Origin of the sequence: Winslowiella arboricola (assembly GCF_025527015.1) — a bacterium.
GTDB lineage: Bacteria > Pseudomonadota > Gammaproteobacteria > Enterobacterales > Enterobacteriaceae > Erwinia > Erwinia arboricola.
In genome coordinates, this window is sequence record NZ_JAODIM010000043.1 from 1194088 (window position 1) to 1208726 (window position 14639).

At 52.6% G+C, this 14639-nt stretch carries 16 protein-coding genes and 2 tRNA genes; 8 read left to right on the forward strand and 10 right to left on the reverse strand.

The annotated features are described in order from the left end of the window. The first annotated feature begins 22 nt into the window (after positions 1-22). Positions 23-1354, forward strand: coding sequence for a pyrimidine utilization transport protein G (gene rutG / locus N5923_RS23045; RefSeq protein ID WP_267144416.1), 1332 nt, complete (start codon positions 23-25; stop codon positions 1352-1354). Here rutG and N5923_RS23050 read toward each other — a convergent pair. Both N5923_RS23050 and N5923_RS23055 read right to left on the reverse strand, forming a co-directional pair. Next, positions 1351-2280 carry a DMT family transporter gene (locus N5923_RS23050; protein ID WP_267144415.1) on the reverse strand — a complete coding sequence of 310 codons (930 nt, stop codon included), beginning with the start codon at positions 2278-2280 and terminating at the stop codon, positions 1351-1353. The two genes, rutG and N5923_RS23050, sit on opposite strands and share 4 nt — an antisense overlap. Positions 2281-2420: 140 nt before the next feature. Next, positions 2421-2585, reverse strand: coding sequence for a con-10 family general stress protein (locus N5923_RS23055; protein WP_071590531.1), 165 nt, complete (start codon positions 2583-2585; stop codon positions 2421-2423). 530 nt (positions 2586-3115) lie between these two features. Here N5923_RS23055 and wrbA point away from each other — a divergent pair. The 3 genes from wrbA to N5923_RS23070 all read left to right on the forward strand — a co-directional run bounded on the left by wrbA (position 3116) and on the right by N5923_RS23070 (position 5434). After that, positions 3116-3715, forward strand: coding sequence for an NAD(P)H:quinone oxidoreductase (gene wrbA / locus N5923_RS23060; protein WP_267144414.1), 600 nt, complete (start codon positions 3116-3118; stop codon positions 3713-3715). 22 nt (positions 3716-3737) lie between these two features. Next, positions 3738-3968, forward strand: a complete 231-nt coding sequence (locus tag N5923_RS23065) for a YccJ family protein (protein ID WP_267144413.1) — start codon at positions 3738-3740, stop codon at positions 3966-3968. An 89-nt stretch (positions 3969-4057) separates the two neighbouring features. Further along, complete coding sequence (locus tag N5923_RS23070) at positions 4058-5434, forward strand: NAD-dependent succinate-semialdehyde dehydrogenase (protein ID WP_267144412.1); 1377 nt, start codon at positions 4058-4060, stop codon at positions 5432-5434. Positions 5435-5641: 207 nt separating this feature from the next. On the opposite strand, the gene agp is transcribed toward N5923_RS23070, so the two are convergent. From agp to N5923_RS23100, 6 genes are all read right to left on the reverse strand, one after another. Continuing rightward, the gene (gene agp, locus N5923_RS23075) at positions 5642-7246 is read right to left on the reverse strand and encodes a bifunctional glucose-1-phosphatase/inositol phosphatase (RefSeq protein WP_267144411.1); all 1605 of its coding nucleotides are present in this window, start codon (positions 7244-7246) and stop codon (positions 5642-5644) included. 325 nt (positions 7247-7571) lie between these two features. After that, positions 7572-7659, reverse strand: a tRNA-Ser gene (locus N5923_RS23080). Between the two features lie 197 nt (positions 7660-7856). Continuing rightward, positions 7857-9074 carry an MFS transporter gene (locus tag N5923_RS23085; RefSeq protein WP_267144410.1) on the reverse strand — a complete coding sequence of 406 codons (1218 nt, stop codon included), beginning with the start codon at positions 9072-9074 and terminating at the stop codon, positions 7857-7859. Between the two features lies 1 nt (position 9075). Further along, a complete protein-coding gene (locus N5923_RS23090) occupies positions 9076-9459 on the reverse strand; it encodes a VOC family protein (protein WP_267144409.1) in 384 nt (127 codons plus the stop codon). After that, complete coding sequence (locus N5923_RS23095; RefSeq protein ID WP_267144408.1) at positions 9429-10196, reverse strand: helix-turn-helix transcriptional regulator; 768 nt, start codon at positions 10194-10196, stop codon at positions 9429-9431. The genes N5923_RS23090 and N5923_RS23095 overlap by 31 nt, the downstream gene beginning before the upstream one ends. 402 nt (positions 10197-10598) lie before the next feature. Next, positions 10599-10686, reverse strand: a tRNA-Ser gene (locus N5923_RS23100). A 218-nt stretch (positions 10687-10904) separates the two neighbouring features. Between N5923_RS23100 and yccA the strand changes: the two genes are divergently transcribed. After that, positions 10905-11561 (forward strand): FtsH protease modulator YccA, encoded by a 657-nt coding sequence (gene yccA / locus N5923_RS23105; protein WP_017802514.1) that lies wholly within the window; start codon positions 10905-10907, stop codon positions 11559-11561. Positions 11562-11665: 104 nt separating this feature from the next. Continuing rightward, positions 11666-11992 carry a sulfurtransferase TusE gene (tusE, locus tag N5923_RS23110; RefSeq protein WP_267144407.1) on the forward strand — a complete coding sequence of 109 codons (327 nt, stop codon included), beginning with the start codon at positions 11666-11668 and terminating at the stop codon, positions 11990-11992. 1 nt (position 11993) lies between these two features. On the opposite strand, the gene yccX is transcribed toward tusE, so the two are convergent. After that, the gene (yccX, locus tag N5923_RS23115) at positions 11994-12281 is read right to left on the reverse strand and encodes an acylphosphatase (RefSeq protein ID WP_267144406.1); all 288 of its coding nucleotides are present in this window, start codon (positions 12279-12281) and stop codon (positions 11994-11996) included. A gap of 150 nt (positions 12282-12431) precedes the next feature. Between yccX and rlmI the strand changes: the two genes are divergently transcribed. Then, on the forward strand, positions 12432-13622 hold the full coding sequence (gene rlmI, locus N5923_RS23120) for a 23S rRNA (cytosine(1962)-C(5))-methyltransferase RlmI (protein ID WP_267144405.1): 1191 nt from the start codon (positions 12432-12434) through the stop codon (positions 13620-13622). A 61-nt stretch (positions 13623-13683) separates the two neighbouring features. Beyond that, positions 13684-14001, forward strand: a complete 318-nt coding sequence (hspQ, locus tag N5923_RS23125) for a heat shock protein HspQ (RefSeq protein ID WP_267144404.1) — start codon at positions 13684-13686, stop codon at positions 13999-14001. A gap of 30 nt (positions 14002-14031) precedes the next feature. Here hspQ and N5923_RS23130 read toward each other — a convergent pair whose 3' ends face one another. Further along, complete coding sequence (locus tag N5923_RS23130; RefSeq protein WP_267144403.1) at positions 14032-14451, reverse strand: CoA-binding protein; 420 nt, start codon at positions 14449-14451, stop codon at positions 14032-14034. Positions 14452-14639 lie beyond the last annotated feature (188 nt).

Sequence of the window (14639 nt, forward strand, 5' to 3'; positions counted from 1 at the left end):
TGCTTAGGGTTGGGAGAAAACGATGTCTGGTTCCTGGTTTCCACAATGGCGTAAAAAATCGGCAGTGACTGACAATGGCTTAGTTGCCCCTGATGAAACCCTGCCTGCCGGGCAGACCATTATTATGGGCCTGCAACATGCGGTGGCAATGTTTGGCGCGACGGTGCTGATGCCACTGCTGATGGGGCTTGATCCCAATCTGTCAATTCTGATGTCCGGGGTCGGCACCCTGCTGTTCTTCCTGATTACCGGTGGCCGGGTGCCAAGTTATCTCGGTTCCAGCGCCGCCTTTGTCGGCGTGGTGATCGCAGTAACCGGTTTTAATGGCCAGGGACTGAATCCTCACCTGGGCGTGGCGCTGGGCGGCATTATCGCCTGTGGTCTGCTGTACACCCTGGTGGGTCTGGTGGTAATGAAAGCAGGTACCCGCTGGATCGAACGCCTGATGCCGCCCGTCGTCACCGGCGCGGTCGTAATGGCCATCGGCCTCAATCTGGCGCCAATTGCGGTACGCAGCGTTTCGGCTTCAATGTTTGACAGCTGGATGGCGGTGATGACGGTGCTGTGTATCGGCGTGGTCGCGGTATTTACCCGCGGTATGGTGCAGCGCCTGCTGATCCTTGTCGGGCTGATGCTGGCCTGGGCGATCTATGCGCTGTTTACCAACGGGCTGGGCTTCGGCAAACCGGTGGATTTCAGCCTGCTGGCCAGTGCTCCCTGGTTCGGCATGCCGCAAACTACCGCACCAACCTTTAGTATGCAGGCGATATTTATGATTGCACCGGTGGCGGTAATTCTGGTGGCGGAGAACCTCGGACATCTCAAAGCGGTCGCCGGGATGACCGGACGCAACCTTGATCCTTATATGGGGCGCGCTTTTGTCGGTGACGGTCTGGCGACCATGCTTTCCGGTTCGGTCGGCGGCAGCGGTGTGACCACCTATGCGGAAAATATTGGTGTGATGGCGGTGACCAAAGTCTATTCGACGCTGGTATTTGTGGCGGCGGCGGTGATTGCGATGCTGCTCGGCTTTTCACCGAAGTTTGGCGCGCTGATTCATACCATCCCCGGCCCGGTGATTGGCGGGGCATCAATTGTGGTGTTTGGCCTGATTGCCGTCGCGGGCGCTCGTATCTGGGTGCAGAACAGTGTCGATCTCAGCCTGAACGGCAACCTGATTATGGTCGCGGTCACGCTGGTGCTGGGCGCCGGTGATTTTGCCCTGAATATCGGCGGCTTCACCCTTGGTGGCATCGGCACTGCCACCTTTGGCGCAATTATCCTTAATGCGATTCTGAGCCACCGCCGGGCGACAGCGCTTAGCGACAGCAAAGCACTGCCCCAGGACAGTTAACGGTTTTGCGTCACCTGCTCAGGCGAAGGTTTGATCTTCGCCTTTTTTTTACGCTTCAGCTTCAGTTCACTGATTAATACCCCCAGCACGATCAGCGCGCCGCCGAGCAGCGCGATACCAGGCAACCGTTCACCGGCAATACGTCCGACAATCCCCGCCCACACTGGCTCGCCGGCATAAATTACCGTGGCGCGGGTCGGTGAAACGCTGCGCTGCGCCCAGTTCATGGTGACCTGGATCAGTGCGCTGGCGACGCCGAGGCCGATTGCGCTGTAGAGCAGGTAGGGAGAAAACGCCGGAACCGACTCACCGTTGGGCAGCATAAAAACAAAGGCACAGAGTGAGGCGACCGCCAGTTGCACAATGGTAACGCGTCGCACGTCTACTTTACCGGCACAGGCGCTAATCAGAATAATTTCGGCGGCAATCGCCAGCGTACTGAGCAGCGTGGCGATTTCGCCTGCGCTAAACGCCAGCGTGTCGCCCTCCGGCCCGGCCAGCAGCAGCAAACCGCTAAACGCCAGAATTACGCCAGTCCACGCCATCGTCCCCGGCATTTTACGCAAAAACAACCATTGCAGCAGTGGCACCAGCGGCACGTACATGGCGGTAATAAAGGCGGATTTACTGCTGGAGATGTTCTGCATTCCCCAGGTTTGCAGGCCGTAGCCACCGGCAATCGCCAGCCCAATCCACGCACCGGCCTTCACCTCCTGCCAGCGTAATCCACGCAGAACCTTCCACGACACCAGCGCCAGCAGCAGCGCGGCAGTGGCAAAGCGCAGGCCGACAAAGAAGAACGGGCCGCTGACATTCATCGCGTGATGCACCACCAGGAAGGTGCCGCCCCACAGCATGGTGATCAGGATTAACACCATTTCCGGCAGGTTGATGCTGAATTTATAACGCGAGAGAAATGCCGACATAGCCCGATCCACTGAATAAATTGGGCGCCAGTGTGCGTTGAGGAGATAACCAGGTCAATGGGGGGAGTTAATTAATCCGGCAAACCGCCGGGGATAACCCGGCGGCTGGGGGTAATGCTTATAGTGCAGACAGCAGGCTGTTATTTCTTGCCGCTGCTCCGTCCCCCTTTTTCACCTGCTTTGGAAGCACGCTGCGGGTCATTCTTGAAGTTTCCCCCACTGCTTTTGCCCCCTTTACGGCCAGCTTCTGATGCTCTCTCACGGTCTTCAGCGAAATTACCAGAGCCTCCACGATGTTCTGCCATTTCTTACCTCCGAATAGTTAAGCCATCATATTGCTAACGCCCCCTCCGCCGGTGGCGAAAGGAGGTGGCGGAATCGGGCAACAGGAAGAAGCCCGCTTGTCGTCACCACCACTTCCAGTTTAGACGAAACGACCTGTTTTCTGCCGCTCATTTATATTTAGAAACAAACAATCGGCTATTAAATTCGCTTAATGCCACAGACTTCACTTAAGCCATTATAAGCATTATTGAATTAGCCTCATGACAATCGACGCTGCTGCCGTCTCCCTTCAATGCCCGGACGCCTCCGGCAAAATGTGACTTTCTCTTCTATACTTTAGTAATCGCCTCATCAATCGCAGCACAATGCAGGAGACATATGATGGCAAAACCACAGCCCCGTCCGGCAAAAGATGATCCCAAAAATGCGCCTGAATCAGGCGACAAAATGCCACAAAAACCCCGGAAGAAACTCTGACTCACTCGCTGGCCCGTCCCGGGTCAGCGAGTTCTTTTTTGCTGCAACCATCCATCCACCACGGAGATAATCAATGGCGAAGATTCTTGTGCTCTACTATTCAATGTACGGACATATTGAAACCATGGCCAAAGCGGTCGCAGAAGGCGCCAGCAAGGTTCCGGGTGCGGAAGTGACCATCAAGCGCGTACCAGAAACGATGGACGCAGAACGCTTTGCGCAAGTGGGCGGCAAAACCCAGCAGGCGGCAGAGGAAGCTACCGCGGACGAATTACCGCAGTACGACGCGATTATCTTCGGCACGCCAACCCGCTTCGGCAATATGGCTGGCCAGATGCGCACTTTCCTTGACCGTACCGGTGGGCTGTGGGCCTCGGGCGCGCTGTACGGCAAGCTGGCCAGCGTATTTGCCTCAACCGGCACCGGCGGCGGTCAGGAACAGACTATTACCTCGACCTGGACCACATTAGCGCATCACGGCATGGTGATCGTCCCGATTGGCTATGGCACCAAAGAGCTGTTTGATATCAGCCAGGTACGTGGCGGCACCCCATATGGCGCCACCACTATTGCTGGCGGTGATGGCTCACGACAGCCCAGCGAAGAAGAACTCACTATTGCCCGTTATCAGGGCGAGCATGTCGCCAGACTGGCGGCAAAACTTAACGGCTAATCTCACCTTTCAGGAGGCAAACATGGCAACGCAACAGTCGAAAGCACATCGTGTAGGAGAATGGGCAAGCCTGCGTCATACCTCACCGGAAATCGCCGAAGCGATTTTTGAAATCGCGGCGTATGACGAAAAACTCGCTGAAAAAATCTGGGAGCAACAAGGCAGTGATGATGTGTTACTGCGCGCTTTTGAGAAAACCGATAAAGACGTACTGACCTGGGATGACAAAGTGGTCGACCGTAAAAACGTCTGAATCGGCACTGTCCGGGTGGGAAATTGCCTGCCCGGCAAACAATTTTTATTTCCAGTTTTTTAGCTGGCTTGTTACCAAGGAGTAAATCTATGTCTGCATATCAAACCATCAATCCGGCGAATAACAAGCTGATTAAATCATGGCCGGATCACAGCCCACAGCAAGTGGAGCAAGCACTGGATACGGCAGCCAAATTGTATAAATCATCATGGTCGAAAGGTGATATTCAGCCGCGTCTGCAGGTGCTGAAAAAACTGGCCGATATTATTGATAGCCGTGTTGATGAACTGGCGAAAATTGCCAGCGTTGAGATGGGGAAACTGATTAACCAGAGCCGCGGCGAAGTGAAGCTTTGTGCGCAAATCGCCCGCTATTATGCCGAAAATGCTGAACGTTTCCTGCAACCGACCCGTTATCCTACCGACCTCGGCGAAGCCTGGGTTGAAAACCATCCGATAGGCGTGCTGATGGCGGTAGAGCCGTGGAATTTCCCTTATTACCAGCTGATGCGCGTGCTGGCGCCAAATCTTGCTGCTGGGAATCCGGTGCTGGCCAAACATGCCGGTATCGTGCCGCACTGCGCCAGCATCTTCGAGCAGATGGTGCTGGATGCCGGTGCGCCAAAAGGCGCCTGGACCAATATGTTTATCTCCAGCGACCAGGTAGCGGAGCTGATTGCCGACGATCGCGTTCAGGGCGCCGCGCTGACCGGTTCGGAAAAAGCGGGCAGCGTCGTTGCTGCACAGGCGGCAAAATACCTGAAAAAATCGACGCTGGAGCTGGGCGGTAACGATGTGTTTGTGGTGCTGGATGACTGCAACCTCGATGAGGCTGTGAAACAGGGTGCGCAGGCGCGCCTCAATAATGCCGGTCAGGTGTGTACCGCGGCTAAACGCTTTATTGTCCATCAGAAAGTGGCTGATGCCTTCCTTGAGAAATTTACCGCTGCATTTAAAGCGGCGAAGCTGGGCGACCCGCTGGATGAGAGCACGACTTTAGGTCCGCTATCTTCCGCTGGCGCGCGCGATACACTGGATAAGCAAGTGAAAGCTGCAGTAAGTAATGGCGCGAAACTGCACTTTGGCGGCAAGGTAGTGGAAGGCGAAGGCTGTTTCTATCAGCCGACGATCCTCACCGGCATTACGCGTGATAATCCGGCTTATTTCGAAGAGTTTTTCGGTCCGGTGGCGCAAGTCTATGTCGTCAAAGATGATGACGAAGTGGTGCAGCTGGCCAACGATTCCCATTACGGCCTGGGCGGTTCAGTGTTTACCAGCAATATCGAGCGCGGTAAAAAGCTGGCTTCACAGATTGAAACCGGCATGGTGTATATCAACTCGATGACTGATACCGCTGCGGAGCTTCCGTTTGGTGGCGTAAAACGTTCCGGCTTTGGCCGTGAGCTGTCCGACCTCGGTATCAAAGAGTTCGTGAACCAGAAACTGGTGGTGGTGGCGAAAGCGTAAACGTTATTAGTTGCCAGAAATAACAAGGGCCGACAATTGTCGGCCCTTTTTTTATTGGTCACAGGTCGTCATTGAATATCATGCAGACGATCTGCACGGCGGCGAGTACGCCGTCATCACCATTGTGCAAACCCGCAACACGGGCGGCGAGAACGCCGCCCCTACACCCATATGATCGTAGGGGCGGCGTTCTCGCCGCCAGGAGGTTTACTGCGGTTTAGCTGCTGCAGCTTTGTCGGCAGCGGCTTTGTCAGCGGCTGCTTTCTCGGTTTTAGCTTTGTCAGCTGCAGCCTTATCGGTTGCAGCCTTATCGGTTGCAGCTTTGTCAGCGGCCGCTTTATCCGCAGCAGCCTGGGCAGCAGCAGCTTTATCTGCCGCCAGCTTCTCTTCAGCCGCTTTCTCCTGTGCAGCTTTATCAGCGGCGGCCTTGTCAGCCGTCGCTTTCTCCGCCGCAGCTTTGGCGGCAGCGGCTTTATCTGCCGCAACTTTCGCAGCATCCTGCTCTGTAGCTGGCGCCGCGGCAGGCTGAGCAGCAGCCGCCGGTGCCGCACGTTGCATTGAGGTACCCTGCACTGCGGTATTCAGCACCTGGGTGAACTGCTCCCATGAACAGAATCCATTCGCATCGGTATCACAGCCTTTCATCTGCAGCGTCACACGCTGTGGCGGATTCTTCAGCGTCAGCGGTTCAGCATCACGCAGCTGTTCAGAACTCTGGTAAACATACTCCACTTTCACCAGGTCTTTATCAGTCTTGGGATCATGCCAGCGTTCAAACACCACCTGGCCACCAATCGGCGTACGCTCATTCTGACCAGGCAGCTCGTAAGGTTTGAAATCCAGAGCGGTCAGCAGTGAAGCGATATTAGAATCATGACCGACCATCAGCGTCACTTTTGGTGCCGAGGCTTTGTCCTGATCGATCAACTGGCTACGGATATAGTCCACCAGCGGCGCGGCAACATTGCGCGCGACATCAGCTGAAGTGAACAGTGCATCCTGGTAACCATTTTTAATGGTCGACAACTCTTTCCACTGCTCAGCGGTCTTAATCTGCCCCCAGGCCACCTGCTCCATCGGGAAGCCTTCGTAATATTGCAGGGTGAAAGCATCAACCAGCGAGTTGCCCACGCGCAGCGGACCGGCAACGCCCGGCTCTTCGCCATTATTCGCTTTGAATTTATTCTGATTATCGCCGCTCAGGCTGCACTGCTTGTTATCTTTACAGGCCGGGGCATTTTTATAATCGATGATCTTTTCCAGACGCTGGAATGCTGGCTTCAGGCTCAGCTTTTCACCGGCGGCATTAATGGCCGTCAGCGCTTTCTTATTAAACTCTTCGCTGCTATTGGTGATCACCGGATTGAAGATCGGATCCATACTGCCCATCTCGTCCTGATGAGTGACAGCGATATCGCAGCCGGGGAAAGCACCATTAATAAAGAACTGGGCAGTGGCCACGGTACGCTGCAGGCTGTTGGCATAGGCAAACACCTCATCAGACGCCGGACATTCGCCATTTTTTACCAGGCCCTGCTGCGCCAGCCATTCACGGGTGTAATGCCCCATGTAAACTTCCAGCACACCGCCTTTAGTCGTCAACTGACCGCCGGGAACATCCCACTGCGGCCAGGCTTTTTTCGTCGATTGCTCTAAAACACTGCCGTTATCCGCCAGCGGGGCACGCAGGTTATGGCGACTCATCATCAATACTTGCTGTAACTGCAAATCGCCATCCGCGGCAATGGCGGAGAATCCGACAGGTAAAGCGGCCAGTACGGACAACGCGCAGAGAGTATATTTTTTGATCATTGTGCATATTCCATTGATTCAGATGATAAACATCCCGGCTATCAAACACGCTGCCCGCGAGCGGACAACGAAAAATATCGGAACATCATAACCTGCCCAGTACCGAAAAGCCCCGGACGTTTGCAGTGACGCAGATAATGTTAGCAATATAGCAGACTCTGACGGCAACGGTTTAGTGCCAATAGCAGATTGAAAAGCAACAGGATGTTTTTCAGAATCAGTGAAGTGGCAACCACAGGTTGAGGTAGCGTACAGACAAAGTATTGAGGGAGTATAACAAAGAGAGTCTGAACAGAAGCGTTCATGATACAAGCGGGAATAAAGATGGCGGAGGAGGAGAGATTCGAACTCTCGAACGGTTTCCCGTCGCCGGTTTTCAAGACCGGTGCCTTCAGCCACTCGGCCACCCCTCCGCAGACTTCATTACTAAAGCCATCTCAAAACCCTGTAATATCTGGCTCAGGTCTTCAAGATGCGTAGCAGTGTAGTAGTTTGATTGTATGAGAGCAACAGGCAATTAGCGCTATTGTTGCCAACCGTCGAAAATATGCGCTAATTGCTTGTCTTTTAAGTCGTTATGCTGGAAATCTGTACTTGTTTTTCGCGACAGCTATTTATCCGGGCTCAGGATTCTTCCGGTTTTGGCGCTGACAGCACAATATTTATTCATCAGAAACAGTGGAAAAACCGATGCCGCAACATAGAGACCCGCAAAGAGAAAACCATAAGGGATTATCGCGTTAATGATGACCGGGGTTAAACCACCAAAAATTGACAGCGCCAGATTATAACCGAAGCCAAGCGCCAGATCCCGGTCGCCTGCCTGCTGCCATAATACCGCAGCCAGATTAGCCAGTATCAGGGCTGCAATAAACGATAAGGACAGAGCAGCCAGCACCATCACCAACAGTGACTGGCTATCCATCAGCCAGTAGAGCGGTGTTGCCAGCAACAGTAATAGCAGCGCCCCCAGAGTAAAGTTTTTTAGTGGAGTGGAGAACTTATCCACCCAGATGCCAACGGTTATCACCATCATCATTAACAATAGTGAATTGAAAATGGGATAATACGCTTTCATCTCGCCGATCAGTAGCGCGTTACCAATCAGTGTGCTGGCCATATTTTGCATATAAAACACCACTGCTCCGGGAATAGCGATCAGGAAGATCAACAGGGTGTGTTTGTTCAGTAAACGATTTTTCTGCTCTGCCCTCGCCTCGGGATTCTGAAATGGCAGGCGGGCACGAAACCAGAAACTGATAACAATATTGAGGCCGCCAATCATCAGCGGAATTCGCCAGCCATAATCAAGCATCTGTTCATCACTCAGGATCGCGCTAAGCATCAGCACAATACTGACAGAAGCGATCACACCGACCAGCGAACTGCCAACAATCAGGGCACTGATTCTGCCGAAGTGATCACTTTTCGCATCCCGGAGTAAATAGTTAATCACCGTGGGGTATTCACCGCCGAAGGAGAAGGCCTGCAGCATTTGCAATAGCAGAAAAGCGAAAATAACCGCACGTCCGAGAAACTCTACTGGCAGAAAGGCCATGGTAAAGGTCGCCACGCCGGTTAAGGTACTGGTAAAGATCAATGCCGCTTTCCTGCCATGTTTTTCTGCATAGCGGGCGATAACGATTCCCCCCAGTGGCCGGATAAGAAAGCGCAGGGCAAATATCCCCCAGACTATCGCGGTGCCATGCTGTACTCCCTGTTGTTCAAACAGCAACGACAACCACCCGGAGATGGCGGCATAAACCGCGATATCATAAAACTCCAGCGCATTTCCTGCCACGACACCAATCCTTTGTCTCCATTTCATCTTACTGCTCCTCAACGATCTCGACTAAATTCCCATCCGGATCGGCAGTAAAGAAGTAACGAAAGTTACTCACTCTGGCGATGCGGTCCTCCTGACAGAGGTATCCCTTTTGCTCCAGCAGATGACGCGTCGCGCTCAGACAACGGCTTTTAAATGCCAGATGGGTGAAACCAATATTTTGCAGATTCTTTGCCTGAGCAGCACGCTGAATTAAGCGCTTAAAGTGAAACAGCTCAATAAATACGTCCTCGTCTTTAAGCAGCAAAATAATAACCGTCTCATCTTCGTATTTTTTATCGGCGACAAAGCCAAACAGCTGATAGAAAAGTTGTGAGGCAAGTAAATCGCGACAGGTTAACGAGATATGGTGAAGGTTTCCAGACATGCCTGCGTCACTCCATTGCGGTTTAATATATCAAATAATGATGAATTGGGATGATGCGGGCAACCGGCTTTCATTTTAATATTATTAAGCCGGTTATGTTCTGTTTTTACGCTACATTGGTGAAGCCAGGCAATCTCTTTCATCGAACGACACATCAATAACAGACGGATAGTATCCATTTCCAGACTGGTGAAAGTGAGATGACCAAATTGCCAGATATCCGGGTTACTCCGGGAGAAATCGGTCACCTTCCCAGCCACGCTCTCTACTTTATGTGCGCGCAAAGGCAGTGATAGCTCATCCTGTTTTTTTCTGCACAGATTTTTTGCCACCGCACTAATGGCAGGCTTAAGTCGCAGCAGGCTGACGACCTGAGCAAACTCCAGTTCGTTGCCACTACTGACAGACATAATTTCATAGCAAGCGCCATGCCGGGTACAGATATCTATTTTCGTTTTTCTCTCAGGAAAAAATTTTGCAAAAATATTCGCGTGGTTGATATCGTAATTTCTCCACGTTTTGACACCGGTAATCAGCCGCTGGTTTAATCCTTTATCGAGATCATGCCCCCAGTAACAGAGATGCCATTCATAATTTGAGGTAACCGCAACCACACTCAATGAGTCTGTATCAATTATTGAGAACGAAATGTCGTAATAAGACAAATCAACACTGTTGCTGACTATATTACGGAATTTTGACGATGCGCTGGCTTGCTGGAGGGTATGAATTTCCATTGTCTTTCTCCATCCTTAGAGAGATAACTTATAGTAAAGTTATAATATTGATAAAGACAACCACATTACACAGGCAGAACATCTTGATATCATACCCAGACAAATACTTAAACTTTTTTAAGTTTCGGCTACTTTAATATTTCTATAGCAGATTATTTACGCCATGAACAGGGGGTAATTACCCCACATGCGAATTTTCATCACGGGTTATATCATGGTTTTATACAGTGTAGCCCGTTGCTATCTGTCGCCAGCACCAGGGAAGTTGATATAACAAAAAAGGGGTTTTATTGCAGAGGCAGAAGGTTGCATTGAAGAGCGTATGCTGCGGATGTGGTACCGCGGATGATTTCAGGAGTTTATTCAGGAATTATGCAATTTTAGCAGGACGCTAAGAGAAGATGGCGGAGGAGGAGAGATTCGAACTCTCGAACGGTTTCCCGTCGCCGGTTTTCAAGACCGGTGCCTTCAGCCACTCGGCCACCCCTCCGCAATGAGGCGCACTATAAACATGTGCCTCAGAGTTGTAAAGCCTGTTTTCATTCGTTCGCCTGAAAAATCACCAGTCGCGGCTTTTTTGCCGCAAATATCGCCACCACGTGCGGATTATCAGCGGTTTAACGCGTAAAGAAGGGTAAAACGGCTTCCTTTGTTTATCCTGAATCCCTATTGTCACAGCTATATTTGTGACCTGATAAGAGGCTCTTTATGGATCGCATTGTTACTTCCACACGCGAAAGTTCGCTAATAAGTACGAATAAAGTCCTGCGCAATACCTACTTCCTGCTGGGCATGACGCTGACTTTCTCGGCCATTACGGCAACTGCCAGCACCGTGTTTGCTCTGCCATCGCCAGGCTTGATTCTGATGCTGGTTGGCTTTTACGGTTTAATGTTCCTGACCCACAAGCTGGCTGACAGCCCGATGGGTATTCTGGCCGCCTTTGCCTTTACCGGCTTCCTTGGCTACTGCCTCGGCCCGATTCTCAACAGCTACCTGAGCGCCGGCATGGGCGATACCATTGCGCTGGCATTGGGCGGTACGGCGCTGGTGTTCTTCTGCTGTTCTGCCTATGTGCTGACTACGCGCAAAGATATGTCGTTCCTCGGCGGCATGATGATGGCAGGCTTTGTGGTGCTGCTGGTGGCCGTGGTGGCTAACCTGTTCCTGCAAATCCCGGCGCTGCATCTGGCAATTAGTGCGATGTTTATTCTGTTCTCCGCCGGCGCCATCCTGTGGGAAACCAGCAATATCATCCACGGCGGGGAGACTAACTATATCCGCGCCACCGTCAGCCTGTATGTCTCGCTGTACAATATCTTTATCAGCCTGTTAAGTATTCTCGGCTTCGCCCGTAGCAACTAATCCAGCCTGATAAACAGATAAAGCCCCGCAAATGCGGGGCTTTATTTTTGCCTGCGAAAAAGTTTGCTAAACTGCGCGACGTAAACGGTTAACGAGGCAATAGCGTGTTATTTGAAGGTAAAGAGATTGAGCGCGACGCGCAGGGTTATCTGAAACATGTCGGCGACTGGAGCGAGGCGCTGGCGCTGTATATCGCCACAGAAGAATCGATCGCGATGACCGATGCTCACTGGGAAGTGGTGCGCTTTGTGCGCGAATTTTATCTGGAGTTCAATACCTCACCTGCGGTGCGGATGCTGGTCAAGGCGATGGCAAATAAGTTTGGTGAAGAGAAAGGCAACAGCCGTTATCTGTTCCGTCTGTTCCCGGAAGGCCCGGCAAAGCAGGCAACCAAAATTGCTGGCCTGCCTAAACCGGTAAAATGTCTCTGAGTTAACCGGTGGTAAAGCCGCGCGGCAGTTCAGCGGGCTGATGCGGCTCGGTAAGCACTTTATCGACCCGCGCGCTGCGTGGCCCGCCCGCCTTCAGCCAGGCCACCAGCTCGTCCACTTGCGGCAGCGAACCGCATGCCAGCACCTCTACACTGCCATCATCCAGGTTGCGCGCATAGCCGGTTAACCCCAGCGTTTTTGCCTGCGCCTGAGTGGTATAACGAAAGCCGACACCCTGTACCATGCCATGCACCCATACCTTGATGCACTTATTGTCCGCTGAACTCATCCAGACCTCCGGTTACGCGATTTAATACCCTGAACTGACACCTTTCGTCGCCCGACGCAGCATGCTCATTGCAACTACGGCAATTATTGCATTTTTGCGGCCAGCACCGGACAATGGCGCCAAATTTTCTCCAGGTAAGCATAGCAAAATATGACCGTTCGTTTGATTCTCGCTAAGGGCCGTGAAAAATCCCTGTTACGTCGTCACCCATGGGTATTCTCCGGCGCTGTCGCGCGTCTGGAAGGCAAGGCCTCCAGTGGCGAAACCATTGATGTTTGCGACAGCCAGGGTAAATGGCTGGCGCGTGCGGCTTATTCGCCGCACTCACAAATCCGCGCGCGCGTCTGGAGCTGGCAGCAGGACGAGTCTGTTGATATCGATTTCTTTGTCCGACGCCTGCAGGCGGCGCAGCTGCTGCGTGACTGGCTGGCCCAGCGTGACGATCTCGACAGCTATCGCCTGATTGCGGGTGAATCCGACGGTATGCCAGGTGTGACTATTGACCGCTTTGGCAACTTCCTTGTGCTGCAACTGCTCTCTGCCGGTGCAGAGTACCAGCGTGCGCCGCTGATTGCCGCACTGACGCAGTGTTATCCGCATTGCGCCATCTACGATCGCTCGGATGTATCGGTACGTAAGAAAGAGGGGCTGGAGCTGACACAGGGCGTGGTTTCAGGTGAACTGCCACCGCCGCTGCTGCCGATTACCGAACACGGTATGAAGCTGCTGGTGGATATTCAGGGCGGTCATAAAACCGGTTACTATCTGGATCAGCGCGACAGCCGTCTGGCGACACGTCGTTATGCCAAAGATCGCCGCGTGCTTAACTGTTTCTCCTATACCGGTGGTTTTGCAGTCTCTGCGCTGATGGGCGGCTGCAGCGAAGTGATTAGCGTTGACACCTCGCAGGCGGCGCTTGATATCGCCCGACAGAATGTCGAACTGAATGGCCTTGATGTGTCAAAAGCCCAGTTCCTGCGCGATGATGTGTTTAAACTTTTACGTACTTATCGTGACAGCGGCGAGAAGTTCGATCTGATCGTGATGGATCCGCCGAAATTCGTCGAAAACAAAAATCAGCTGGCGGGTGCCTGCCGCGGTTACAAAGACATTAATATGCTGGCAATGCAGCTGCTTAATCCGGGCGGCATGTTGCTGACTTTCTCCTGTTCTGGCTTAATGGCAACTGATTTATTTCAAAAAATTATCGCGGACGCCGCCCTTGATGCGCGCCGTGATGTACAATTTATAGAGCAGTTCCGTCAGGCGGCTGATCATCCGGTGATCGCCAGCTATCCGGAAGGTATGTATCTGAAGGGCTTTGCCTGTCGCGTTCTGTGACTTGAAAACAAGGTCCCTGTCCCCATATTGGTGACAGGGCAATGTTTCTCAGGAGGTCACAATGATTGCCAGTAAATTTGGTATCGGCCAACAAGTCCGCCACCGGCTGCTTGGTTATCTCGGGGTGGTAGTTGATGTCGATCCGGAATACTCATTAGTGGATTCAGACAGTGATGAACTGGCGGACAACGAAGCGCTGCGCGCTGCGCCCTGGTATCATGTGATTATGGAAGATGACAACGGACAGCCGCTCCATACCTATCTCGCTGAATCGCAGTTATCCTGGGAAACACCGGGTGAACATCCGGAACAACCTTCTCTTGATGCGCTGGCGGCCTCCATCCGTCGACAGTTGCAGGCGCCGCGTCTGCGCCATTAAATAAAAACCCCGCTACGGCGGGGTTTTTATTTATCCGTTTTTTGCTAATCCTAAGCGCGGAATTTCAATTTTCGGGCAGCGATCCATCACCACGGTCAGCCCAGCCTCGCCAGCCAGTACCGCGGCCTGCTCGTTGATCACCCCGATTTGCAGCCAGAGGGTTTTCGCACCGATGGCAATCGCCTCCTGTGCGACCCCCCAGGCGGCCTCCGCGTTACGAAACACATCGACCATATCGATCGGATGCGGGATCTCCGCCAGCGTGCCATACACCTGTTGTCCCTGCAGTTGCTGTCCGGCCAGTTTTGGGCTGACAGGCGTCACCTGATAGCCCTGTGACAACAGATACGCCATCACGCCATAGCTGGGACGCGACGGATTATCACTGGCGCCCACCAGCGCAATACGCTTCGTTGATCTTAATACATCAGCAATTGTTTGATCGTTCATATCCCACTCCTGTTGCGATGAATGCAAACATTTTAGGTTATCTGTGGTCGGAAGAAGAGGAATAAACCTGCGAGTGGCTTTTTATGAGTTGATAGCACGAATATATATGTTCAAATGTTAATATGCTGCCATAATGTAAGAATTTGATACATTCGTAATGTGATTAGCTGTCCTTGCGTCCCCTGGAG

Coding starts and splice junctions, on each gene's coding strand:
- N5923_RS23090 (WP_267144409.1), bottom strand. CDS start 9,459: ATGTCTGGAAACCTTCACCATATCTCGTTAACCTGTCGCGATTTACTT.
- N5923_RS23070 (WP_267144412.1), top strand. CDS start 4,058: ATGTCTGCATATCAAACCATCAATCCGGCGAATAACAAGCTGATTAAA.
- agp (WP_267144411.1), bottom strand. CDS start 7,246: ATGATCAAAAAATATACTCTCTGCGCGTTGTCCGTACTGGCCGCTTTA.
- yccA (WP_017802514.1), top strand. CDS start 10,905: ATGGATCGCATTGTTACTTCCACACGCGAAAGTTCGCTAATAAGTACG.
- N5923_RS23055 (WP_071590531.1), bottom strand. CDS start 2,585: ATGGCAGAACATCGTGGAGGCTCTGGTAATTTCGCTGAAGACCGTGAG.
- rlmI (WP_267144405.1), top strand. CDS start 12,432: ATGACCGTTCGTTTGATTCTCGCTAAGGGCCGTGAAAAATCCCTGTTA.
- wrbA (WP_267144414.1), top strand. CDS start 3,116: ATGGCGAAGATTCTTGTGCTCTACTATTCAATGTACGGACATATTGAA.
- N5923_RS23050 (WP_267144415.1), bottom strand. CDS start 2,280: ATGTCGGCATTTCTCTCGCGTTATAAATTCAGCATCAACCTGCCGGAA.
- N5923_RS23130 (WP_267144403.1), bottom strand. CDS start 14,451: ATGAACGATCAAACAATTGCTGATGTATTAAGATCAACGAAGCGTATT.
- yccX (WP_267144406.1), bottom strand. CDS start 12,281: ATGAGTTCAGCGGACAATAAGTGCATCAAGGTATGGGTGCATGGCATG.
- hspQ (WP_267144404.1), top strand. CDS start 13,684: ATGATTGCCAGTAAATTTGGTATCGGCCAACAAGTCCGCCACCGGCTG.
- rutG (WP_267144416.1), top strand. CDS start 23: ATGTCTGGTTCCTGGTTTCCACAATGGCGTAAAAAATCGGCAGTGACT.
- N5923_RS23085 (WP_267144410.1), bottom strand. CDS start 9,074: ATGAAATGGAGACAAAGGATTGGTGTCGTGGCAGGAAATGCGCTGGAG.
- N5923_RS23095 (WP_267144408.1), bottom strand. CDS start 10,196: ATGGAAATTCATACCCTCCAGCAAGCCAGCGCATCGTCAAAATTCCGT.
- N5923_RS23065 (WP_267144413.1), top strand. CDS start 3,738: ATGGCAACGCAACAGTCGAAAGCACATCGTGTAGGAGAATGGGCAAGC.